The sequence below is a fragment of the Streptomyces sp. NPDC002580 genome, from assembly GCF_042889485.1.
Taxonomy (GTDB): domain Bacteria; phylum Actinomycetota; class Actinomycetes; order Streptomycetales; family Streptomycetaceae; genus Streptomyces.
Genome location: NZ_JBIAQZ010000003.1, coordinates 460,512 through 482,355 on the forward strand (window position 1 = coordinate 460,512; position 21,844 = coordinate 482,355).

At 71.0% G+C, this 21,844-nt stretch carries 22 protein-coding genes; 18 read left to right on the forward strand and 4 right to left on the reverse strand.

What is annotated here, in order from left to right:
- The first annotated feature begins 27 nt into the window (after positions 1-27).
- Both ACFYW7_RS13045 and ACFYW7_RS13050 read left to right on the forward strand, forming a co-directional pair.
- Complete coding sequence (locus ACFYW7_RS13045) at positions 28-1,791, forward strand: ABC transporter ATP-binding protein (RefSeq protein ID WP_389501209.1); 1,764 nt, start codon at positions 28-30, stop codon at positions 1,789-1,791.
- A gap of 21 nt (positions 1,792-1,812) precedes the next feature.
- Complete coding sequence (locus ACFYW7_RS13050) at positions 1,813-2,331, forward strand: hypothetical protein (protein WP_389501211.1); 519 nt, start codon at positions 1,813-1,815, stop codon at positions 2,329-2,331.
- A 55-nt stretch (positions 2,332-2,386) separates the two neighbouring features.
- On the opposite strand, the gene ACFYW7_RS13055 is transcribed toward ACFYW7_RS13050, so the two are convergent.
- A complete protein-coding gene (locus tag ACFYW7_RS13055) occupies positions 2,387-2,650 on the reverse strand; it encodes a response regulator transcription factor (protein ID WP_389501213.1) in 264 nt (87 codons plus the stop codon).
- A gap of 334 nt (positions 2,651-2,984) precedes the next feature.
- Here ACFYW7_RS13055 and ACFYW7_RS13060 point away from each other — a divergent pair, with 334 nt between their 5' ends.
- The 4 genes from ACFYW7_RS13060 (at position 2,985) to ACFYW7_RS13075 (ending at position 6,530) form a co-directional block, all read left to right on the forward strand.
- A complete protein-coding gene (locus tag ACFYW7_RS13060; RefSeq protein ID WP_389501217.1) occupies positions 2,985-3,440 on the forward strand; it encodes a helix-turn-helix domain-containing protein in 456 nt (151 codons plus the stop codon).
- A gap of 260 nt (positions 3,441-3,700) precedes the next feature.
- On the forward strand, positions 3,701-4,135 hold the full coding sequence (locus ACFYW7_RS13065) for a regulator component (protein WP_389501220.1): 435 nt from the start codon (positions 3,701-3,703) through the stop codon (positions 4,133-4,135).
- On the forward strand, positions 4,132-5,355 hold the full coding sequence (locus ACFYW7_RS13070; protein WP_389501222.1) for an MAB_1171c family putative transporter: 1,224 nt from the start codon (positions 4,132-4,134) through the stop codon (positions 5,353-5,355). The genes ACFYW7_RS13065 and ACFYW7_RS13070 overlap by 4 nt, the downstream gene beginning before the upstream one ends.
- The gene (locus tag ACFYW7_RS13075) at positions 5,352-6,530 is read left to right on the forward strand and encodes a cytochrome P450 (RefSeq protein WP_389501224.1); all 1,179 of its coding nucleotides are present in this window, start codon (positions 5,352-5,354) and stop codon (positions 6,528-6,530) included. Before ACFYW7_RS13070 ends, ACFYW7_RS13075 begins: the two co-directional genes overlap by 4 nt.
- Positions 6,531-6,802: 272 nt before the next feature.
- Here the strand turns inward: ACFYW7_RS13075 and ACFYW7_RS13080 are convergent, their stop codons facing one another.
- Positions 6,803-8,029, reverse strand: a complete 1,227-nt coding sequence (locus tag ACFYW7_RS13080) for a pyridoxal phosphate-dependent aminotransferase (RefSeq protein ID WP_389501226.1) — start codon at positions 8,027-8,029, stop codon at positions 6,803-6,805.
- Between the two features lie 236 nt (positions 8,030-8,265).
- On the opposite strand from ACFYW7_RS13080, the gene ACFYW7_RS13085 reads away from it, so the two are divergent.
- Positions 8,266-8,715: a hypothetical protein gene (locus ACFYW7_RS13085; protein ID WP_389501228.1), complete on the forward strand. Its 450-nt coding sequence runs from the start codon at positions 8,266-8,268 to the stop codon at positions 8,713-8,715.
- Positions 8,716-8,945: 230 nt separating this feature from the next.
- Positions 8,946-9,455, forward strand: a complete 510-nt coding sequence (locus tag ACFYW7_RS13090; RefSeq protein ID WP_389501230.1) for a hypothetical protein — start codon at positions 8,946-8,948, stop codon at positions 9,453-9,455.
- 33 nt (positions 9,456-9,488) lie between these two features.
- On the opposite strand, the gene ACFYW7_RS13095 is transcribed toward ACFYW7_RS13090, so the two are convergent.
- Together ACFYW7_RS13095 and ACFYW7_RS13100 are read right to left on the reverse strand one after the other, a co-directional pair.
- Positions 9,489-9,578, reverse strand: coding sequence for a hypothetical protein (locus tag ACFYW7_RS13095; protein WP_389501649.1), 90 nt, complete (start codon positions 9,576-9,578; stop codon positions 9,489-9,491).
- On the reverse strand, positions 9,539-9,847 hold the full coding sequence (locus tag ACFYW7_RS13100; RefSeq protein ID WP_389501232.1) for a YceI family protein: 309 nt from the start codon (positions 9,845-9,847) through the stop codon (positions 9,539-9,541). Before ACFYW7_RS13100 ends, ACFYW7_RS13095 begins: the two co-directional genes overlap by 40 nt.
- Positions 9,848-10,792: 945 nt before the next feature.
- Here ACFYW7_RS13100 and ACFYW7_RS13105 point away from each other — a divergent pair.
- The 10 genes from ACFYW7_RS13105 to kynU all read left to right on the forward strand — a co-directional run bounded on the left by ACFYW7_RS13105 (position 10,793) and on the right by kynU (position 21,726).
- Positions 10,793-11,323 (forward strand): DUF2617 family protein, encoded by a 531-nt coding sequence (locus ACFYW7_RS13105; RefSeq protein ID WP_389501234.1) that lies wholly within the window; start codon positions 10,793-10,795, stop codon positions 11,321-11,323.
- A 142-nt stretch (positions 11,324-11,465) separates the two neighbouring features.
- Positions 11,466-13,115 carry a polyamine aminopropyltransferase gene (locus ACFYW7_RS13110; protein ID WP_389501236.1) on the forward strand — a complete coding sequence of 550 codons (1,650 nt, stop codon included), beginning with the start codon at positions 11,466-11,468 and terminating at the stop codon, positions 13,113-13,115.
- Positions 13,116-13,182: 67 nt separating this feature from the next.
- Positions 13,183-14,553 (forward strand): carbon monoxide dehydrogenase, encoded by a 1,371-nt coding sequence (locus tag ACFYW7_RS13115; RefSeq protein WP_389501238.1) that lies wholly within the window; start codon positions 13,183-13,185, stop codon positions 14,551-14,553.
- A 45-nt stretch (positions 14,554-14,598) separates the two neighbouring features.
- A complete protein-coding gene (locus ACFYW7_RS13120) occupies positions 14,599-15,393 on the forward strand; it encodes an aldose 1-epimerase (protein ID WP_389501240.1) in 795 nt (264 codons plus the stop codon).
- A gap of 10 nt (positions 15,394-15,403) precedes the next feature.
- On the forward strand, positions 15,404-15,952 hold the full coding sequence (gene pyrE / locus ACFYW7_RS13125) for an orotate phosphoribosyltransferase (protein WP_389501242.1): 549 nt from the start codon (positions 15,404-15,406) through the stop codon (positions 15,950-15,952).
- Between the two features lie 186 nt (positions 15,953-16,138).
- Positions 16,139-17,161, forward strand: coding sequence for a class II fructose-bisphosphate aldolase (fbaA, locus tag ACFYW7_RS13130; RefSeq protein ID WP_389501244.1), 1,023 nt, complete (start codon positions 16,139-16,141; stop codon positions 17,159-17,161).
- Positions 17,162-17,257: 96 nt separating this feature from the next.
- Positions 17,258-18,853, forward strand: coding sequence for an MFS transporter (locus ACFYW7_RS13135; RefSeq protein WP_389501246.1), 1,596 nt, complete (start codon positions 17,258-17,260; stop codon positions 18,851-18,853).
- Between the two features lie 207 nt (positions 18,854-19,060).
- Positions 19,061-19,474 carry a DUF3151 domain-containing protein gene (locus ACFYW7_RS13140; protein WP_389501248.1) on the forward strand — a complete coding sequence of 138 codons (414 nt, stop codon included), beginning with the start codon at positions 19,061-19,063 and terminating at the stop codon, positions 19,472-19,474.
- 184 nt (positions 19,475-19,658) lie between these two features.
- Positions 19,659-20,504, forward strand: coding sequence for a tryptophan 2,3-dioxygenase family protein (locus tag ACFYW7_RS13145; RefSeq protein ID WP_389501250.1), 846 nt, complete (start codon positions 19,659-19,661; stop codon positions 20,502-20,504).
- Positions 20,497-21,726, forward strand: a complete 1,230-nt coding sequence (gene kynU, locus ACFYW7_RS13150) for a kynureninase (protein WP_389501252.1) — start codon at positions 20,497-20,499, stop codon at positions 21,724-21,726. The genes ACFYW7_RS13145 and kynU overlap by 8 nt, the downstream gene beginning before the upstream one ends.
- Positions 21,727-21,844: the final 118 nt, after the last annotated feature.

The window sequence follows — 21,844 nt, forward strand, 5'->3', positions numbered from 1 at the left end:
CGCGTGAGAGGGGTTAGAAATACGTGTGTGAAAACTTCTGACGCAGAGCAGCTTCCGGCCGAGCGGCCCGCGCTGCGCGCGCTGCTCTCGTATGCGCGGCCGCATCGCGGTGTTCTTCTGCTGGTGCTTCTGCTGACGCTGCTCGGCAGCGCCGCGGGCCTCGCCCAGCCCATGGTCATCCAGTCGGTCCTGACGAAACTGATGACCAACAGCAGCCTGCGCGACGAACTCCTCCTGCTGGTCGGCCTGCTCGTCCTGTCCATAGCCCTCATGTGGGGGCAGGCATGGCTGAGCCAGCGAACTGCCGAGCGCGTGGTCCTTCACGTACGCCGCGGACTCATCGCCCGCCTGATCCGGCTGCACACCAGCGAGATGGACCGCACCGAACCGGGTGGGCTGACCACCCGCGTGACATCGGACAGCACCCTGGTGCAGCACGCCGCGACCGGCGGGCTCATCCAGCTGGTCGACGGCTCGATCCATCTGCTGGCCACCATCGTGCTGATGGGCGTCACCAGCCTCCCGCTGCTCGGCATCACCTCGGGCGTGCTGCTGGTCATCGGCGTCGCGATGGGCATGGTCATGCCGCGAATCCGCCGGGTCACCACCCAGTCCCAGGAGTCCGTCGGCGCGATCGGCGCCGCCCTGGACCGCTCACTCGGCGCCGCCCGCACGGTCAAGGCCAATGGAGGCGAGGCCAAGGAGACCGAACGTGCCACCGCCGCTGCCGAACAGGCCTACCACGCCGGCCTGGTGGGTGCCCGCTACCACGCGCTGATCGCGGTGCTCTCCGGGCTGATCGTCCAGGCGTCGTTCCTCGCCGTCATCGGCTTCGGTGGGGCGCTGGTCGCCACGGGCGCGCTGGACCTCGCCGCCCTGATCGGGTTCCTGCTCTATCTGTTCAACCTCGGCGGCCCCATCCTGTCCCTGGTCGGCGGCACCACCGCGCTCCAGCAGGGCCTCGGCGCACTCGCCCGCATCGAGGAGGTCCGCCGTATGAAGACCGAGGACGACGTGGACGGGACGGCGTCCCACCCCTCCGGGCCACCGCCGCACGTCGTCGTCGAGGACCTGGAGTTCGCTTATCAGGGCCGCACGCCCACCCTGAAGGGGGTCAGTTTCACCGCGCCGTCCGGCGCCGTCACCGCGATCGTCGGTTCCTCCGGATCGGGAAAGACCACGGTGTTCTCTCTGATCCAGCGCTTCTACGACCTGGACGGCGGGAGCATCCGTCTCGACGGGACCGACATCCGCTCCCTCAGCCGGGCCGAACTCCGACGCCGTATCGCCTACGTCGAGCAGGACTCCCCGATGCTCGCGGGCACCCTTCGCGAGAATCTCCTCTACTCGGCGCCGGACGCCACCGACGAGGCTGTCGCCGAGGTCCTGCGCAAGACCCTTCTCGACGGATTCGTCGCGGGACTCCCGGACGGACTCGACACCGAAGTGGGTTCACGTGGTCTCGCCCTCTCCGGTGGCGAGCGGCAACGACTGGCCATTGCCCGGGCGTTGCTCCGCGAACCGCAGGTACTGCTGCTGGACGAGGTCACGGCACATCTGGACGGCCTCAGCGAGGTCGCCCTGCGCAAGACCGTCGAGCAGGCCGCCGAGAACTGCACGGTGCTGCTGATCGCGCACCGGCTCTCCACCGTCATCTCCGCCGACCAGCTGATCCTCTTCGACGGCGGCCGGGTGCACGACCACGGTCCGCACCCGGAACTGCTGGAACGGAACGATCTCTACCGCGAGCTGGCCGCGACTCAACTGGCAGAGTTGCCACATCAGTTCTGACCACACTGAAGGAATCACCCCATGAACGACACGCCACCCACCGCCAAGCCCATCGAGGACACGCTCTTCGGCGAGATCACCGTCCGCCAGGACGGCCAGGACCGCCTGGAGGTCGAAGGCGAGGGGATTCCTCGCGTGACCCTGGAGCGCGACCTCGAGTCGAAGGTGGACCAGCAGACCGCCATCGGCAGCCGTGACCCGGCCCACCTCACCATGACGATCGACGGCGCGGAGGTCGCCCTCAGGCCGGCCAAGGGCGGTCTGACCAGGCGTTCGTACCGGGTGGACGTGGAGTACGACGGGGCGAGGTACCGCCTGGTCCCCGACTCCGTTCCCAGCAGTCGGCTGACCCGCGACGGCACGCACATAGGGGACTTCATCTCCAGCGGTGACGAGATGGTCGTCGCCGAGTGGAAGGAGGACGCGGAGGTCAGGCCGGCGGACGCCTCGGTCGGATACGCCCTGGCCTCGGCCTTCGGCACGGGCGGTCAGCCCATGTGGATGATGATCGTCGACGGTGTGAGCGCCGCGCTCCCCTAGCCCCGTACACGAAGAAGTCCCCACCGTCCTTGATCCGGTGGGGACTTCCTGGTCATCAGGCGGCGCTGCGGGACGCGACCTGGAGGCCCTTGATGTCGTCCGCGTGGAGATGGGAGACGATCGCGGCCTCGAATCTCGACTTGAGGCGGAGTTTGCGCACGATGTTGGCGGTGTGCGCTCGGACCGTGCGCTCCGCTATACCGAGGTGCCGGGCCAGCCGGCGGTTCTGCTCCCCCGATGCCAGCAACAGGAGCACCTCTACCTCACGGTCCGTGAGTACGGAGAAATCCAGCAGGTGTCGTTCGGTCGCCGTCTTCAAAATACCTTCCCCCATCGGAAGCCCATGACTCACGTCATGGAACTCGTTCTCACTGCTCCTCGGCCAGAACACTCTCTGGTCCGGATGGTCTCTTCAAGGTGGCCGGGCCCACCCCCGTGGAACCCGGCCACCTGCCTGGGTGTTTGGTCACTCCACCCAGGGCACCAGAGGCACTTGACCAGCAGAGGAACACTCTGGTGTGAGTAGCCACCTCAAGAACGTACACCCTGGTTGCAGGCGATCGTCAACTAGAGTTGGTCAGAGGCCACCGAGTTCCCCGCTCTTGACACACCAGAGTGGACACAGTGACGACCATGACAAGGACGTACCGGACGTGACAGACGACGAGGCGCGCACCTTCGCGCAGTTGCTGGACTATCTGTTCAAAGAGGTCCACCCGGAGAGCCGCGGACCCTTCACGTACGCCGAGGTCGCCGAGGGCATCCGGGAGGCATCGGGAGGCCAGGGCAAGGGGCTCACCGCGAGCGCCATCCAGCAACTGCGCACCGGCGTCAAGAAAAATCCCACGATGCACACCATCAAGGCTCTCGCCGACTTCTTCGGCGTGCCCGCCGGCTACTTCGTCGACGAGGAGGCCGCCCATCGCACCCGGGCGGAGATTGCCGTCCTCGCCGCCATGCGGGACCGGGGCGTTCGCACCGTTGCCCTGCGCGCCAACGGCCTGAGCGCAGAGACCCTCCAGATGGTGACAGCGGTGATCGAGCAGGCCCGGAAACTGGAGGGGCTCCCGGGAGAAACCACTTCGAACGCCCTCAACCTGGACGACTAGCGGCTCTCTTGTCCGGCGAACGACGGGAGGATCAAGATCCTTTTGGACCGGCCCGGCGATTCGCCTAAGCTTTCGAGCGGTTCGGCGCCGGGTCTTCCGGAACACCCGTCGGCCATACGGGGGTTACGCCCACAGGGGGCCAGACCCAAGAAACGTCAGGACCGGTCGTGGACCTTGAGCGGCTCCGCAGCGAGTGCGAAAAGCGCTTAGAGGTCCTTCAGCTTCCCCACCGCTTCAACACTCGGGATCTTTGTGATGCCGTGGCGGAGAAACGCGGTCGTCCGATCGTCCTCAGGCCCCTGAACACGCTCGGCGCGATCGACGCGCCGTGCGGAATCCGCCTGGAGACTCCCGACGCCGACCTCCTCTTCTACGAGGAGGGAACGTCCGCCCTGCACCAGAACCACATACTCGCGCACGAGGTCAGTCACATCATCTGTGACCATCCCGGCAGTCTGGAACTGGACGCCGACGCTTTCCACGCCATCGGCTTCAACCCCACCCTCGTCCAGCGGATGAACGGACGCACGAGCTATTCCACGGACGACGAGCGCGAGGCCGAGATGATGGCCACCGTTATCAGACAGCACATCTACCGCGGACGTGAACTGCCCCCCAGCGAGCCCGAGAAGGGCGCCGAGCGCTGGGAGGCACTGTTCGCCGAACCCGCCAGGAAGGGTCGTCGGCCCCGATGATCGACCTGTTGTTCGCGGGCGTGGCCATAGTGCTTCTCCTCGCCGCCGGTTACTGGGTCCGTGGGCGAGGCGGCCACAGACCGACCGGCACCTGGGCCATGGCCGCGCTGCTGGTGTCCTTCGCCCTGGCTTTCGCCTCGTACGTGTCGTTGGTGGAGAACGCCGTCGAGAGCGTCGTCCCCGGCGTCGGTCGCCTGCTCAGCAACTCGTTCACGCTGGCCGCCGCGACCTCAGTCCTGGCGTTCATGCTCCAGCTCGATCTGGAGCCCGACGAGGCCGGACGAAGCATCCGTCTGCGTGTGCTCTACCTCGGGATCTCGGTCGCCGGCATGGCAGTACTGTTCGCCGCCGGCCGGATGAACGACGATTCGCCCCAGCTGCACGCGCTCTACGTGCTGATCTACATCACGTATCTGGGTGTCACCGCGAAGGACTTCTGCAAGCAGACCTGGAAACAGTCCAACCACTCACGGCGCAAGAGCCAGCGGATCGGACTGCGCATCACCGCCGTCGGCTGCCTCTTCGCACTGCTGTATGCCGCGTACAAGGTGTTCGGCCTGGTATCCATCGGGCTCGAACTGGGCCTCCTCCCGCACGGCGTCCGGTGCTCCACGCCCGTCAGTCCGGTCCGCTGCGTGTTCAGCGTGACAGCGCCGGCCCTGGCCGTACTCCTCATCACCCTGGGGCTTACGCTCCCGGCGGTCGTCTGGCCGTTCAGCCAGTTCCTGCGCCGTCGATGGGAGTCGCGGTCGTTCGCCGCGCTCGCCCCCCTCTGGGAGGACATCGCCGGCGCGGCACCCGAAGTCGTCCTGGCCTCGGCTGAGTTCCACGATCAGGAGCACGCGGACGACTCCGACTTCTTCCTCCACCGTCGGGTGATCGAGATCAACGACGGTGGCCTCGCCCTTCGCCCTCACCGTTCTCCGCGAGTCCAGGAGAACGCCGAGCGGGCCGTCGCCGCACGCGGCCTGGCAGGCACCCCGGAAGGAGACGCGATCGTGGAGGCCGCGATCCTGCGAGCCGCCGTACAGGCGAAGAAGACCGGGAGCGAACCGCAGACGGAAGCCGCACCGCCGGCCCCCGATGCCGCCTGCCGGGCGGGCAACCTCCGCGCCGAGACCGAGTGGCTGCTCCTCGTCGCCCACGCCTACGCACAGAGCGAGATCACGCGCACCGTCACAGCCGAACTGGCGCCCGCAGGATTGGACTCGCAAGCGTGACGGACCCGTTGCAGGACCCGCGGTTCTTCGCCGATCCCTACCCGACCTACGCCCGGCTGCGAAAAGCAGCCCCGGTTCAGAAGGTGCCCACCGGTTCAGGAGGGCGCTACAGCTACCTGGTCACGGGCTACGCAGAGGCCCGGGAGGCATTCACCGATCCTCGGCTTTCGAAGAACACCATGCGGTTCTTCGCCGGCCGGCCGTCGCAGCGCGACCTCCATCCGGCCGTCTCCCAGAACATGCTTGCCACCGACCCCCCGCGCCACGCACGGCTGCGGTCTCTGGTGACGAAGGCGTTCACCACCGGGGCCGTCGCGCGGTTGCGCCCGTACATCGCCGGGTTGATCGACGACCTGCTCGACGCCTGGCCGGATCACGGACCGGTGGACCTCGTCGCGAGCCTCGCGGTACCGCTGCCGGTCACCGTCATCTGCGAGATGCTGGGGGTACCCGAATCCGACCGCCAGCTCGTGCGTACGTGGTCGAACGAGCTGTTCGCCGCCGGAGATCCCCAGCGGATCGACGCCGCCTCACACGCCGTCGCCGGTTACATGACCGACCTGGTCGCCTCCAGACGCAGCTCGCCCGGCGAGAGTCTGCTCGACGACCTCATCGCCGTACGCGACGGCCAGGACCGGCTGACCGAGGAGGAACTCGTATCGCTCGCCGTCCTCCTGCTCGTGGCCGGCCATGAGACCACCACCAACTTTATTGGCAACGCGGCCTTGGCTCTTCTGCAGCACCCGGAGTCACTCGCTCGGTTGAGGGCCGAGCCGCAGCTGCTGGGGAGTGCCCTGGACGAGTTGCTGCGCTTCGACTCGCCTGTCGGGATCGCCACGTTCCGCTACAGCACCGAAGCGCTCACACTCGGCGGGACCGAGATCCCCGAAGGCGTCCCGGTCCTCATCGCTCCCGGCGCCGCCAACCGCGACCCTGACCGATTCCCCGAGCCGGACCAGCTCGATCTCACCCGCGGTGCCACCGGTCACCTGGCCTTCGGCCACGGAATCCACAGATGCCTGGGAGCCCCCCTCGCGCGAGCAGAGGCCGAACTCGCACTCCGGGCGGTCACGCTCCGCTTCCCCGACCTTCGACTGGCAGTTCCCGCCGAGGAACTGGAGTGGCGGCACACGCGGTTGATGCGCGGGCTCACATCGCTGCCGCTCACCCTGTGACGACGAGGGCGCTGGAAGCCTCGCCCGGCCTCGGATCACGGACAGCGCGCTGTCCGTGATCCGAGGCCGGGCGAAGCTGCATGAACCGGTAGGCGTCGATGACGATTGACTTCCCTGCCGCGTCGGCCCCGAGCACGGCCGCGACCGGCACGGCCTCCCACCCGGTCGCTTCGGGACGGGACGGGCCGTGTCGTGGACGGAGCTGGGATCGAGCCACTGCCCGTCCCGAAGCGGACGGACGTCCGGCGCCACGTGACGTTCATCGCACGAGATCAGGAGGCCAGGCGTTGCAGGCGGTCGGCGGCCTCGTGGAGAACGTCGTCCTTCTTGCAGAAAGCGAAGCGGACCTGGCTGCGGCCGGCGTCGGGATCGTCGTAGAACACGGAGTTGGGGATGGCGACGACGCCGCAGCGTTCGGGGAGGGCGCGGCAGAAGGCGTAGGCGTCCTTCTCGCCGATGGGGGTGATGTCGGTGGTGATGAAGTACGTGCCCTGGGGCTGGTAGACCTTGAACCCGGCTGCGTGCAGACCGTCGCCGAGCAGGTCGCGCTTGCGCCGGAAGTCGGCGCGGAAGCTGTCGAAGTACGAGTCCGGCAGGCGGAGAGCTTCGGCGATCGCGTACTGGAAGGGGCCCGCGCTGACGTAGGTCAGGTACTGCTTGGCTGTCCGGACGGCGGTCACGAGCTCCTGGGTACTGGTCACCCAGCCCACCTTCCAGCCGGTGAACGAGAACGTCTTGCCCGCGCTGCCGATGGTGACCGTCCGCTCGCGCATCCCGGGCAGGGTGGCCAGCGGCACGTGCTCGGCGTCGTCGAAGACGAGGTGCTCGTAGACCTCGTCCGTCACCACGAGCAGATCCCGCTCGACGGCGATCCGCGCGATCTCCGTCAGCTCCGCGCGGGTGAGGACGGTGCCGGTCGGATTGTGCGGGGTGTTGACCAGCAGCAGCCGGGTCCGGTCGGTGACCGCGTCGCGCAGCTCGTCGAGATCGAGCCGGAAGCGCCGGTGGGCGGTTCCGTCGGGAGCGCCCTCGGCCGTGCCCTCGTCGGGGCGCAGCGTCACGGGCACCCGTGTGCCGCCCGCCATGGCGATGCAGGCCGCGTACGAGTCGTAGTACGGCTCCAGCGCGATCACCTCGTCACCGGGCTCCAGCAGCGCGAGCAGCGCGGCGGCGATGGCCTCGGTGGCGCCCGCCGTCACCAGGACCTCGGTGTCGGGGTCGTACGACAGGCCGTAGCGGCGCCGCTGGTGCTCCGCGATCGCGGTGCGCAGCTCGGGGACGCCGGGGCCCGGCGGGTACTGGTTGCCGCGTCCGTCCCGCAGCGCGCGTACGGCCGCCTCCCGGATCTCGTCGGGACCGTCCGTGTCCGGGAAACCCTGGCCGAGGTTGATCGAACCGGTACTCGTCGCGAGGGCGGACATCTCGGCGAAGATCGTCGTCCCGAACTCGGCGAGCCGGCGGTTCAGGAGGGGGCGCGCGCTGGAGGTCATGCCGGTCATCCTCCGCCCGGGCCCCGGAGTTCCTCAACCCACGGCCCCCTCGGACAGCCCTTTCGGACCATCCGCGGGCGGCCCGTGCCCGGTCCCGGAGGGGTCGGTGGACGTCGCCGCCGACATTTGGCCGAAAGTGCGGGCAACCGACGGGACGCCTCTCGTGAAGGAGTTGACCGCACCGACTCGCAGGGTCATGATCCTTGATCAACTCAGCCTGTTCTCAACACACTTGAAGGAGCTTGATGCATCAGAAGACCCGAGCCCGCGTCGGGACGTTCCTGGCGACCAGTGCGCTCGTCCTCGGAACCTCCCTCACGATCGGAGCGACCGAGGCTGCGGCGGTCGACTTCACGTTCTCGAAGAGCGGGGTGTCCTCCGACGGGAGCTTCGACGTCAAGGTCTACTACCGCGGGGACCTCGCGGGCACCATGGAGTGGCGCGGTGATCCCCGGGACGGCGACCCGGGCGACGCGTTCCGGGTGAAGGACCAGGCCCCCGACGGGTTCGGCATCCTGGCGCGCATGGTCGACCCGACGACGGGTCGTTACGCGACCACGCGTGGAATGTCGTACCCCTACACGAGCGGCTGGGACACCGGCGACCTGGACGAGGGCACCGAGGTCTTCATCCAGGTCTGCGCGGTCAAGGGCACCGGAGAGTGGTGCAGCATCGCCTACCAGGGCCACGCGTAAGCGACGTGCGGGGCCGTCCGACCCCGGCGGTCGGCGGCCCGTCCGGGCGCACCCGGGATCCGGCCCGGCCGCTCGCACGGCGGCTGGTGTGCAGGTCGGTCCGACCCGCCGTGCCGGGCGCCGGGCGCCCGAAGTGCCGGGTGCCGCCGGCCATGCCGTGACCGTATGTCATGCTGCCCCCGCGATCATGCGTGTACCGGCCATGTGTGGCCGGGAGAGATGGGGTGGGCATGGCGAAGGTCCAGGCGGGCGGGTTCCCCGCACAGGAGGAGATCCGTTTCCGTCTCAGTGCCGGGCAGCGGTTGATGCCCGTGATCCCCGCGGTCCTGAGCCTGGGGGTCAACGTCCTCAACCCCGCCGGCCGGAGGGCGTTCGGTCCGTGGTTCTTCGTCGCGTGGGTCGGGTTGGTGCTCCTGGTGACGGTGCTCGCGGCGACGTCCCCCTTCGGGGTCACGTTGACGCCCTCGGCCGCCCTGGTGCGTAACCTCCGCCGCCGCACCATCCCGTGGGCGTCCGTGCAGAGTGTCCGCGTCGAGCAGGTCATGGGCACCCGGTTCGTCGCGCTGTACCAGGCCGACGGCCGCCGCACCAAGCTCCGGGCGCCGATGACCGGGTTCCTCCAAGGGGATCGCGACTTCGAAGCGAAGTTCCACGTCATCGGACAGTGGTGGCTGGCGCACCGCGGCGGCGACTGGGTCCCCGTTCCGCCCCCCGGAGCCGGCGTGCCGACCTGGCGTTGACGCCGGAGATCCCCGTCCGTCCGGTGCCCGGCGTCAGGAGTCCTCGACGGCGGAGATCTCGAACTCCAGCTGGATCTTCTCGCTCACCAGGACGCCGCCGGTCTCGAGCGCGGCGTTCCAGATGACGCCGTAGTCCTTGCGGTTGATGGTGAGCGAGCCTTCGAGTCCGACGCGAACGTTGCCGAGGGGTCGGTGGCGGTGCCCCTGTAGCCGAAGGGGATGGTCACCTGCTTGGTGACGTCCTTGACGGTGAGGTCTCCGGTGACGTCGAAACCGCTGTCGCCGCTGCGGTGGACGGCCGTGGAGACGAACGTGATCTGCGGGTACTCGTCCATGTCGAGGAAGTCGTTGCTGCGCAGACGCTTGTCGCGATCGGCGTTGCGGGTGTCCACGCTCCTGGCCTCAGTGGTCACCTTGCCGTGGGCCAAGCCGCGTTCGCCCCGCCTGACCGGGAAGGTCACGGCCGCAGGCGGCCCGGTTGCCCGCGGGTGGCCCCTGAGCTGCGCTTCTGTGCAGGTCAGGGGCCGATCCCCCGACCGAACCCTCTGAACTTCCTCAACTCTGCTTTGGGCCGTGAGGCGTGAGGGCATCCCCCTGTCACGCGAGAGCGGAATCGAGAAGCACGGTCCACGGGGGGCCGCTTCGGGGGAACGGAAGGAGGGTGAAGCCATGGTCATCGTCGGCATCATCCTGGGAGTCGTCCTGCTCGTAGTGATCGTGAGGGCAGCCATGAGGGCCCGGAGGAAGCTCGGCGGTTCCGCCGGCGACGGCGGCAGCTGGTGGGCCGGTGGCGCGGGGGTCGGCGGCGCCCAGTCCTGCGGTTCGTCCGGAGGTTCGTCAGGCGGGCACCACGGGGGTCACTCCTGCGGGGGTAACTCGTCGTGCGGAGGTTCGTCCTGCGGAGGCGGGTCCTCGTGCGGCGGGGGCGGATGCGGCGGAGGCAGCTGACACGGGGCAGCTGAGCTCCCTGGCCGGAGGCATCCGGCGCACGGACGTGCCCGTCGGCCGACGACTGCCGACGGGCACGTCCACGCCCGGGGCGCGCGCCGTAGTTGAACAGTTGAGCTGTGAAGCCCTCGGGGGGATGGAAACCCTACGAAGTTGGGTAAAAACGCTGTGGCGGCACCACAGTTCATGATTCCCTCTAAACCACCAAAGCGGCCCTGGTAAGTCACCGAAGCAGCCCTGGGCCCACAGGCCTCGGAAATCCATCGGATGGTCCTATCCCGGACGCGTCCTTCGGATGCCCTCCGGCCGGGCTGGCCGGGCCGTTCCCCCGGTGCTGACCGGGTGCGCCGGAACCCCACCTCACCTTTGCGTGCTAGCGGAGCCGACCCATGCTCACGACCCTGAACACCTCGTACACCGACACGCGCGCGGCCGATCTCGCCTGGGCCCTGGGCCGCGAACCGCTACCGGCCCTCGCCACCCTCGAACTCGAACTGGCCGGGGCGAAACTGCAGTTGAGACTGCTAGGCGCATCCCATCAGGTCCTCCTGGACGAGGAACGGGGCAGTTGTTCGGAGACCGTCGCGTGCATCCCCGGCAGCAGCACACCGCTGCCGCTCGGCGTCGCGAAGCGGTTCGACGACTGGGAGTACGAGTTCGCGGCGCGCGTCGAGATCCTCTCGCCCGGCTCCTTCGCGGGCCGGGCCCAGGAGTTGCTGGCCCTGGTCTCCGACCACCCCCACGGGCTCGCGGGCGTCTTCCCCGGCAGCCCGCACGCCTTCACCGCGATGCTCGCCCAGCGCCACGAGGGCCAGGTCCATTGGCGTACGTGGCACGCGTACCCGCAGGACGGCCAGTTGGTCGCGACGCGTACGCGGGTCGGCGTGCGCGCCGACGTCCTCAGCGCGTCAGCCGTCTGACGGCACGGCGTCCGCCGGCGCGGGGGTCCGCCCGCCGTGGGCCGGGAAGATGTCCAGGTCAGCTCCGTGTGCCATAAAGCGCAACGGTTTCCACACGTGTGGGTGACGAGACGTGGTGGCACCGTGACGTAGCGTTCGCAGCGTGATCGAACCGCACGCGCCAGCACCTCCCGGCGCGCCGCCGCCCTGGGGCGTCCAGGGCCAGGCGCGGCTGCCGGTCCGCCCGGGTCTCGCCAGGTTCCTCGTCCTGGCGGGAGTGTTCGTCTGTGCCGCGTGCGGACTCGTGTACGAACTCGAACTCATCTCCCTGGCCTCGTACTTGATCGGCGACTCGGTCACCCAGGCATCCGTCGTGCTGTCCGTCATGGTCTTCGCCATGGGCGTCGGCTCCCTCGCCGCGAAGCGGCTCCGCCCGCACGCCGCCGCCGGCTTCGGGGCGGTCGAGGCGGTGCTCGCCCTGGTCGGCGGATGCAGTGCGATGGTCCTGTACGCGATGTTCGCCTGGACCGGCGGCTGGGGCGGTCCGTGGGCGGACGGACCCCGCTGGCTGCTGGTGGCCTTCTCGCTCACCATCGGCCTGCTCATCGGCGCCGAGGTCCCCCTGCTCATGGAGCTGATACAGCGCATCCGCCGCCAGGACCCCGGCGGCGCCGTCGCGGACCTGTTCGCGGCGGACTACGTGGGCGCCCTCGTCGGCGGCCTCGCCTTCCCCTTCCTGCTGCTGCCCCTGCTCGGCCAGCTGACGGGCGCGCTGCTCACCGGGACGGTGAACGTGATCGCGGGCGGAGCCCTCGTGCTCGGCCTCTTCCGCAAGGACCTCACCCGGCGCGCCCGCTGGGTCCTGCTCGTCGTCAACCTCCTCGTCCTCGGCCTCCTCGCCTCGGCCGCGGTGCTGGTCGACGACTTCGAACGGGCCGCGCGGCAGGCCCTGTACGGGGCGGACGTACGCGTCGCGCTCCGCAGCGGAGTCCAGGAGACCGTTCTCACGGGAGGCACCCGCGGCCGTCCGCTCCACCTCTTCCTCGACGGCCGGCCGCGGTTCAGCGGCCGCGACGAGCGCCGCTACCACGAGGCGCTCGTCCACCCCGCGATGAACGGACCGCACGCGCGCGTGCTGATCCTCGGCGGCGGTGACGGACTCGCCGCCCGGGAGGTGCTGCGCCACTCCGGGGTCCGCGAGGTCGACGTCGTCGAACTCGACGCGGACATCGTCCGGCTGGCACGCCACGACGCCGCGCTCTCCGCCCTCAACGGCCATGTGTACGACGACCCGCGGGTGCGCGAGGTGACGGCGGACGCCTTCAGCCGGCTGCGCGCGGACCGGTCGACGTACGACGTCGTCATCTCCGACCTCCCCGACCCCGGGATCACCGCGAGCACCAAGCTGTACTCGCAGGAGTTCTACGGCCTCGCGCTCCGCGTCCTCGCCCCCGGCGGGCGGCTCGTGGTGCACGCCGGTCCGCTGGGCGCCCGGCGGCGGACCTTCTGGACGGTCGACTCCACGATCCGCGCGGCGGGCCTGTTCACCAGGCCCTACCGGGTCGTCAGCCGGGACCCCGGTTTCCCGTCCGGTCCCGACCGCACCCCCGGCGGTGGGGCGGGTTCCCGCGGCGACTGGGGTTTCCTCCTGGCCTCCCGCACACCCGGACCCCTGCGGCTGGCCGCGTCCTGCCCCCGGCTCGGCACCCTCACCCAGGCGGCCCTGGCCGCGGACGCGCGCGCCGCCGCCCGCGGTCGGGTGCCCCACGCCCTTCCGCCCTCCACGCTGGTGCATCCGCGGTACTCCGGCTGAGGCCCGGGTGCGGGAATCCGGCGATACGCGGGTGCGGCCCGGGCGGTGCTGGGTAGGCTCGGCTGACATGGAGCATGAGGTGTTCGTTCCGTTTCCGGCCGGGCGGCTGAGCGAGGCGCTGGCCGATCCCGTCCGGATCGCCCGCGCGATCCCGGGTCTCCAGCAGGACGCGTCGGCCGTCCCCGGCGACACGGCGGACCCGGGCACGCCGTTCGCCTCCGGGGCCGGGCGGGACGCCGGAAGGACACCGGTCCGCGCCGACGGCGAACAGGGCGAGCACGGTGGGCACGGCGTGGGGGGCGAGCGGATCGCCGGACGGCTGAAGGTCCGCGTCGCCGGTCACACGATCACCTATCGCGGCGCGTTCCGCGTCACCGCCCAGGACGACGGGTCGTACGCCGTCGAGGGCGACGCCACGGAGGTGCGCGGCGCGGGTGCCGTGAAGCTGGCGCTGACCCTGCGGCTCCTTTCCGCCGAGGGCGGTACGACCCTCGCCTTCGGCGGCACGGCCTCCGGCGACGGGCGCGTGGCCGAACTCCCGCACGACGCCGTGTCCTCGGCCGGACGGCGCCTCCTGAACCGCTTCGGCGAGTCACTGGCGGCGGCACTCGCGACCCCGGCCGCTTCCCCGTCCGCCGCCGGTTCGACGCCGGTGGCCGCTTCCCCCTCCGAGGACGGGACCGAGCGGGCGGCGGGGCCGGGAGCCGGAGCCGAGTCCGGCCCGGAGGCCCGGTCCGGAGCCGAGCCGTCCAGCCCTGGGGCGGCGCCCACGCCGGAATCCGGCACCGGGGCCGGGCCCGAAGCCGTGGCCCGGTCCGAGCCCGGGGTCGAGTCCGAGTCCGCCTCTGGGGCCGGAGCCGAGGCGGCATCCGAGCTCAAGCCGGAAGGCGAGGCCGAGCCGGATTCCGAGGCCGAGGTCGAGGCCGGGTCCAAGTCCGGGGCCGGCGCCGAGGTGGAGGCCGAGCGCGAGCGGGAAGGCGGGGCCGAGGCGGGGCCCGACTCCGGAGCCGGGTCCGAGACCGGGTCCGAGGCCGAGGTGGAAGGCGGGGCCGAGGTCGGGAGTGGGTCCGAAGGCGAGTCGGGGGCCGGGCGTGAGGCCGGGACGCCCTCCGTCTTCGAGGAGGAGGTGCCGCCCGGTTCGCTCGGGGCGGTGGCCGGGGACGGCGAGTTCGACGGGGCGACGGCGGAGGAGTTCGTGGCGGACGACCGGGAACCGGGAAGCGAGGATCCGATGGCCGAGGCCGCGCACGCACGGCGCACGATGATCGGGCGCAGCGCGGAGGAGGTGGACCACGCCCCACCGCGTGGCCGATACGCCCCGGTCCCGCCCCCGGAGGCCACCGCCGCCCGCGCCACCCTCCGCTGGGCGGCCCCCGCGGCGGCCCTGGCACTGGCCTCGGCGATCGCCGTGACGAGGGCGCTGCGCAAACGCCGGTGAGGGCGGGAAGCCGCCCGGCGCCCCCGCCCCAGTAGGGTCAACTCCGTGAGTAACAAAGACATCACGCTGACCGCGGGTGACGCGGAGGTGACCGTGACGCCGGGCAACGGCGGACGGGTCGGGAGTCTGCGGGTCGGCGGCGTCGAACTGCTGCGGCAGGGCGCGAAGTTCGGGTGCTTCCCGATGGCTCCGTGGGTCGGGCGGATCCGCGAAGGCCGGTTCCTCGACGGCGCCGTCGTCCGGCAGATGCCGCTCAACTCCCCGCCGCACGCCATCCACGGAACCGCCCGCGACGGCGCCTGGCGGACGGCCCACGCCACCACGGACGAAGCCGTGATCACGTACGACCTGGTCGAGCCCTGGCCGCACCCGGCCCGCGTCACCCAGGCGTTCACCCTCACCGAGGACGGCCTGACGCTCGGCATGTCCGTGGAGACGTACGCGGACTCGTTCCCGGCCCAGGTCGGCTGGCACCCCTGGTTCAACAGGAACCTGGGGGACGGCGGCGAGGACGTCCGCGTCGATTTCGCGCCCGCCTGGCAGGAGGAGCGCGGCGACGACCACCTGCCCACCGGCCGCCGGATCGACCCGGCGCCCGGCCCCTGGGACGACTGCTTCGGCACGCCGGGCGGCGTCGACGTCACGCTCACCTGGCCGGGGCGCCTCGAACTGAAGGTCGGCAGCCGCGAGGAGTGGGTCGTCGTCTACGACGAGCAGGAGGCGGCCGTGTGCGTGGAGCCGCAGACCGGTCCGCCGAACGGGCTCAACACGCACCCCCGCCTGGTCACACCCATCGAGCCGCTCGAAGCCTCCATGACCTGGAGCTGGCGGCGGCTCTAAGCTGGCGGTCATGAGCGACGTACGTGGCGAGCTGCTGCAGCAGATCAAGGACAAGGCCGTGGTGCACGGCAAGGTGACCCTCTCCTCGGGTCTCGAGGGCGACTATTACGTGGACCTGCGCCGGATCACCCTGGACGGCGAGGCCGCCCCGCTCGTCGGACAGGTCCTCCTCGACCTCACCGCCGACCTGGACTTCGACGCGGTCGGCGGCCTGACCATGGGCGCCGACCCGGTCGGTACGGCGATGCTGCACGCCGCCGCCGCGCGCGGGCGCAGGCTCGACTCGTTCGTGGTCCGCAAGGCCGCCAAGGCGCACGGTCTTCAGCGCCGGGTCGAGGGTCCCGAGATCAAGGGCCGGCGCGTCCTCGTCGTCGAGGACACCTCGACGACGGGCGGCTCCCCGCTGGAGGCCGTCCAGGCCGTCCGGGAGGCCGGGGCCGAGGTCGTCGGCGTCGCCACGATCGTCGACCGGGCGACCGGTGCCGCCGAGAAGATCGAGGCCGGCGCCGGTGTTCCGTACCTCTTCGCCTACTCCAAGGGCGAGTTGGGACTCGACTGACGAAACTCCCGCGGGACCCCGCCCGACGGCCGGGTCCCGCATGCCGGATGGGGGTCTGGAGCATCCGGCGATGTCTGGAAGGATGGGGCCGACGATGATGTCGCCCCCCTAGGTCAGGGCCATAAGCACCAGTCCCGTCGTACCGCAGCAGCAGTACGCAGACCCGCACATACAAGGAGCGGACAGATGCCCATCGCAACCCCCGAGGTCTACAACGAGATGCTCGACCGGGCGAAGGCAGGCAAGTTCGCCTACCCGGCCATCAACGTGACCTCGTCCCAGACCCTGCACGCTGCGCTGCGCGGCTTCGCGGAGGCCGAGAGCGACGGCATCATCCAGATCTCCACCGGTGGTGCGGAGTTCCTGGGCGGTCAGCACAACAAGGACATGGTGACCGGCGCCGTCGCGCTCGCCGAGTTCGCGCACATCGTCGCCGCGAAGTACGACGTCACGGTCGCGCTGCACACGGACCACTGTCCCAAGGACAAGCTGGACGGCTACGTACGTCCGCTGCTCGACATCTCCGTCGAGCGCGTCGCCAAGGGCCTGAACCCGCTGTTCCAGTCGCACATGTGGGACGGCTCCGCCGAGACCCTCGCCGACAACCTGGCCATCGGCCAGGAGCTGCTCGCCAAGGCCGTCGCCGCGAAGATCATCCTCGAGGTCGAGATCACCCCGACCGGTGGCGAGGAGGACGGCGTCAGCCACGAGATCAACGACGAGCTGTACACGACCGTCGACGACGCGCTGCGCACCGCCGAGGCCCTGGGCCTGGGCGACAAGGGCCGCTACCTGCTCGCCGCGTCCTTCGGCAACGTGCACGGCGTCTACAAGCCGGGCAACGTCGTCCTGCGTCCCGAGCTGCTCAAGGACCTCCAGGAGGGTGTCGCCGCCAAGTACGGCAAGGCGAGCCCGTTCGACTTCGTCTTCCACGGCGGCTCCGGCTCCACCGCCGAGGAGATCGCCACCGCGCTGGAGAACGGCGTCGTGAAGATGAACCTCGACACCGACACCCAGTACGCCTTCACCCGCCCCGTCGTGGACCACATGTTCCGCAACTACGACGCGGTCCTGAAGGTCGACGGCGAGGTCGGCACCAAGTCGAAGTACGACCCGCGCACCTGGGGCAAGCTCGCCGAGGCCGGCATGGCCCAGCGCGTGACCGAGGCGTGCGCCGCCCTGCGTTCCACGGGCACCCGCCTCAAGTAGTCGTCGGGCGATCGTCCGGACGATCACCCGTCGGCCGTTCTTCCGGAAGGGCCCGGCACCCGCCAAGGTGCCGGGCCCTTCCGTATGCTCCGAGGTATGGCCGTGCCCGCGAGAGAAGCCTCGGACGCCGGACCCGCGGTACGGATCGGCTCCCGGACCGGGAAGTGGATCCTGCTGACCACCGTCCTCGGCTCCAGCATGGCCCTGCTGGACTCGACGGTCGTCAACGTGGCGCTGCCGACCATCGGCCGTGACCTGGACGCGAGCCTCGCCGCCCTCCAGTGGACCGTGAACGGCTACATGCTGTCGCTGGCCGGGCTGATCCTGCTCGGCGGCTCGCTCGGGGACCGCTTCGGGCGGCGGCGGATCTTCGTCATCGGCGTCGTGTGGTTCGCCGCGGCCTCCCTGCTGTGCGGGCTCGCGCCGAACGTGGGCGTGCTCATCGCGGCCCGGGTCCTCCAGGGCGTCGGCGGGGCCCTGCTCACCCCGGGGTCGCTGGCGATCATCCAGGCCTCCTTCCACCCCGACGACCGGGCCCGGGCCGTCGGCCTGTGGTCGGGCTTCGGGGGCGTCGGGGCGGCCGTCGGGCCGTTCCTGGGCGGCTGGCTGGTGGACGGGCCCGGCTGGCGCTGGGTCTTCCTGCTGAACATCCCCGTCGCGCTGGTCTGCGCACCGATCGCGCTGCGGCACGTCCCGGAGTCCGGGGGCGCCGCCTTCCGTCCGCGCGGTTCCGGGCGCGCGGAGGGCGAGGAGCACCACGGCTTCGACGTGCTGGGCGCCGTCCTCGGCGCGCTGTCGCTCGCCCTGGTCACCTACGCCCTGATCGAGGCCCCGAGCGGTTCCCCGCTCGTGTGGGTGGCGGCCGTCGCGGGGGCGGCGACGGGGGTGGCCTTCGTGTACGTCGAGAAGCGGCGGCCCGATCCGATGATGCCGCCGGACATCTTCTCCTCGCGCCAGTTCACGGCCGTCAACCTGGTGACCCTGTGTGTCTACGCGGCCTTCGGCGGCTTCTTCTTCCTGACCACGCTCCAGCTCCAGGTCGTGGCCGGCTACTCCGCGCTCCAGGCCGGTACGGCCCTGCTGCCGACCACGATCCTGATGCTGCTCTTCTCCGCCCGCTCCGGCGAGCTCGCCCAGCGCATCGGCCCGCGCGTTCCGCTGACGGTCGGGCCGCTGCTGTGCGCGGCGGGCATGCTCCTGATGCTGCGGGTGGGCGAGGACGCCTCGTACGTCGCCGACGTGCTGCCCGCGCTGCTGGTGATGGGCCTCGGCATGGTCACCCTGGTCGCCCCGCTGACCGCCACCGTCCTGGCTTCCGTGGACATCGCGCGGGCGGGCCTGGCCAGCGGCATCAACAACGCGGCGGCCCGGGCGGCCGGGCTCGTCGCCGTGGCCGCGCTGCCGCTGCTCACCGGGATGGGACCGGAGGCGTACCGCTCGGCGGACGCCTTCGACGCGGCCTTCCGGCGGGCGATGCCGCTGTGCGCGGGCGTCCTGGTGATCGGCGCGGTGCTGGCCTTCGCGACCGTGCGCCGTCCGGCGCCCGGCTGCCTGCGCCCCGAGTGCCGCAGGCACGGTTCCCTGACGGCACCCCCGCTGGAGCCCGAGCGCGCGACCCGGGGAGCCCTGGGGGCGGCGGGTGCCGGGGGTTCCGGGAGCGCCGGGGGTTCCGGCGCCGATCCGGCTTCCTGACCGTGCCGCCCCCGGGGTCCTGGGGCGGTCGTGATGGGCCGGGACCCGGGGAGTCGTGGGTGCGACAGGTCCCGTACCGTGCCGCCCCCCGGAGAGGTCCCGGGTGGTCGTCGTGGGCCGGGGCTGGGATGGTGGTGACGCCCGGGCGCGCCGGGTTCGGGGATCCGGGCGGCGGTCGCCGACCGCGGATGCAGCAGACTGGAACCCATGACGATTCACAAGGACCTGCTCGGGGGACCGCCCCCGACCCACCTCCCCGACGACCCGGAGCCGCGCGAGCTCCTCGCGAACGGCACGGCCCCGGCCGACGTCGCCGCCAAGTACCCCACCTCCTCGCTCGCCTGGGCGCAGCTCGCCGACGAGGCGTTCGAGCGGGGCAGTGTCGTCGAGTCGTACGCCTACGCCCGTACCGGCTACCACCGCGGTCTGGACGCCCTGCGCCGCAGCGGCTGGAAGGGCCACGGCCCGGTGCCCTGGGAGCACGAGCCGAACCGCGGCTTCCTGCGCGCCCTGCACGGCCTCGCCCGTGCTGCGGGGGCGATCGGCGAGCAGGAGGAGTACGAGCGCTGCAGCCAGTTCCTCAAGGACTCCTCGCAGACGGCCGCCCAGACCCTGGGCTAGGTCCTGGCACGGTTCCTGGGAGTGGCCGGTTCTCGGGGGCCGTGCGGTGGGTCCGCCTGGTGTGACCAGGCGGGCCTTGCGGTTTCGGGGGACGATTGTGTTGGATGCCCGGTGGGGACCGGGGCCCCCGTGTCGAAAACGGCAGGGGCGGACCGCTACCCGGAGCACATAGCAGGAGACAGCGATGTCCCACCAGGCTCAGCCCACGAAGGCTCAGGAGCCCGAGACTCCGCATCTCGACTTCCAGGGCACGACCCCGTACGAGGACTACGTACAGGCGGACGTGCTCACCCACCTCCAGCACACCCTCTCCGACGACCCCGGAGAGATGGTCTTCCTGGTCACGACCCAGGTCATGGAGCTGTGGTTCACGGTCATCGTCCACGAGTGGGAGACGGCGGCCAAGGCGCTGCGTTCGGACGACATCCCCGTCGCGGTGGCCGCGCTGAAGCGGTCCGTACGGGAGTTGGAGGCGCTCAACGCCTCCTGGCGTCCCCTCGGGCAGCTCACCCCCGGGCAGTTCAACGCCTACCGTTCGGCCCTCGGCGAGGGCTCCGGCTTCCAGTCCGCGATGTACCGCCGCATGGAGTTCCTGCTCGGCGAGAAGTCGGCGTCCATGCTCGTCCCGCACCGGGGCGCGACGCGGGTGTACGCCGAGCTGGAGAAGGCGCTGCACGAGCCGAGCCTCTACGACGAGACGCTGCGGCTGCTGGCGCGGCGCGGGCACGCGATCCCGGCCGCCGTGCTGGAGCGTGACGTGTCGCAGCGCTACGAGCCGGTGCCCGAGGTCGAGGCCGCGTGGACGGCCCTGTACGCCGGCGACGACACCGACGAGCTCGCGCGGCTCGGCGAGGCGCTGACGGACGTCGCCGAGCTGGTGTGGCGCTGGCGCAACGACCATCTCGTCGCCACCCGGCGGGCGATGGGCTCCAAGACCGGCACGGGCGGCTCCGCCGGGGTGGCCTGGCTGGAGAAGCGCGCGCAGAAGAACGTGTTCCCCGAGCTGTGGACGGCGAGGTCCTATGTCTGAGCGAGGTCCGGTGGCGGCGCTGGGCGCGCGGGCCGCGGAACTGGACGCGGCCGACGAACTCGCCGGGCTGCGCAAGCAGTTCGTGCTCGACGACGTGGTCTACCTGGACGGGAACTCGCTCGGCGCGCTGCCGGTCTCGGTCCCCGGCCGGGTCGAGGACGTGGTGCGCCGGCAGTGGGGCGAACTGCGCATCCGCTCCTGGACGGAGAGCGGGTGGTGGACCGCGCCCGAGCGGATCGGCGACCTGATCGCCCCGCTGGTCGGCGCGGCGCCGGGCCAGATCGTGGTCGGCGACTCGACCAGCGTGAACGTCTTCAAGGCGCTGGTGGGCGCCGTGCGGCTGGCGGGCGAGGGCCGGGACGAGATCCTCGTCGACGCGGCGACCTTCCCGACGGACGGGTACATAGCGGCGTCCGCGGCACGCCTGACGGGCTGCGAGCTGCGTCCGGTCGATCCGGACGAGGTGCCCTCGCGGGTCGGTCCGCGCACGGCGGCCGTGCTGCTCAACCACGTCGACTACCGCACGGGCCGGCGCTTCGACCTGCCGTCCCTGACGTCCGCGATCCGTTCCGCGGGCGCGCTGGCGGTGTGGGACCTGTGCCACAGCGCGGGCGCCCTGCCGGTCGGTCTCGACGAGCACGGGGTGGATCTGGCGGTCGGGTGCACCTACAAGTACCTGAACGGCGGCCCGGGTTCGCCCGCGTACCTGTACGTCCGCGCCGGTCTGCAGGACCGTTTCGACTCCCCGCTGCCCGGCTGGAACTCGCACGCCGACCCGTTCGGCATGAGCCAGGCGTACGCTCCCGCGCAGGGCGCGCTGCGGGGGCGTGTCGGGACGCCGGACATCCTCTCGATGCTGGCGCTGGAAGCGGCGCTGGAGGTGTGGGACGGCGTCTCGATCGAGAGCGTCCGCGCCAAGTCGCTCGCCCTGACCGACTTCTTCCTGGAGTGTGTCTCGGCGTACGTCCCCGACGGGCGGGTCGAGTCCGTCACCCCCTCCGCGCACGCGGAACGGGGCAGCCAGGTGGCCCTGCGCTGCGCGGACGCCGGCGTGGTGATGGAGCGTCTGATCGACCGGGGCGTGGTCGGCGACTTCCGCAACCCGGACATCCTCCGCTTCGGCTTCACCCCGCTGTACGTCGGTTTCGCGGACACCGAGCGGGCGGCCCGGGTGCTGGCGGAGACGCTGGGCCAGGAGCAGGCCGGTCCCGTCGGCGGCTGAGGAACGAGGAGCCCCCGGTACGGGGGCGCGGATCCGTGTGACGGGACGGGCGGGGCCGGAAGGTGAATCCCTTCCGGCCCCGCCCGTCCCTGTTTCCCCCCGGCCCCGCCCGTTCCCT

Coding starts and splice junctions, on each gene's coding strand:
- ACFYW7_RS13050 (WP_389501211.1), top strand. CDS start 1,813: ATGAACGACACGCCACCCACCGCCAAGCCCATCGAGGACACGCTCTTC.
- ACFYW7_RS13070 (WP_389501222.1), top strand. CDS start 4,132: ATGATCGACCTGTTGTTCGCGGGCGTGGCCATAGTGCTTCTCCTCGCC.
- ACFYW7_RS13080 (WP_389501226.1), bottom strand. CDS start 8,029: ATGACCGGCATGACCTCCAGCGCGCGCCCCCTCCTGAACCGCCGGCTC.
- ACFYW7_RS13085 (WP_389501228.1), top strand. CDS start 8,266: ATGCATCAGAAGACCCGAGCCCGCGTCGGGACGTTCCTGGCGACCAGT.
- ACFYW7_RS13090 (WP_389501230.1), top strand. CDS start 8,946: ATGGCGAAGGTCCAGGCGGGCGGGTTCCCCGCACAGGAGGAGATCCGT.
- ACFYW7_RS13105 (WP_389501234.1), top strand. CDS start 10,793: ATGCTCACGACCCTGAACACCTCGTACACCGACACGCGCGCGGCCGAT.
- ACFYW7_RS13115 (WP_389501238.1), top strand. CDS start 13,183: ATGGAGCATGAGGTGTTCGTTCCGTTTCCGGCCGGGCGGCTGAGCGAG.
- pyrE (WP_389501242.1), top strand. CDS start 15,404: ATGAGCGACGTACGTGGCGAGCTGCTGCAGCAGATCAAGGACAAGGCC.
- fbaA (WP_389501244.1), top strand. CDS start 16,139: ATGCCCATCGCAACCCCCGAGGTCTACAACGAGATGCTCGACCGGGCG.
- ACFYW7_RS13135 (WP_389501246.1), top strand. CDS start 17,258: ATGGCCGTGCCCGCGAGAGAAGCCTCGGACGCCGGACCCGCGGTACGG.
- ACFYW7_RS13140 (WP_389501248.1), top strand. CDS start 19,061: ATGACGATTCACAAGGACCTGCTCGGGGGACCGCCCCCGACCCACCTC.
- ACFYW7_RS13145 (WP_389501250.1), top strand. CDS start 19,659: ATGTCCCACCAGGCTCAGCCCACGAAGGCTCAGGAGCCCGAGACTCCG.
- kynU (WP_389501252.1), top strand. CDS start 20,497: ATGTCTGAGCGAGGTCCGGTGGCGGCGCTGGGCGCGCGGGCCGCGGAA.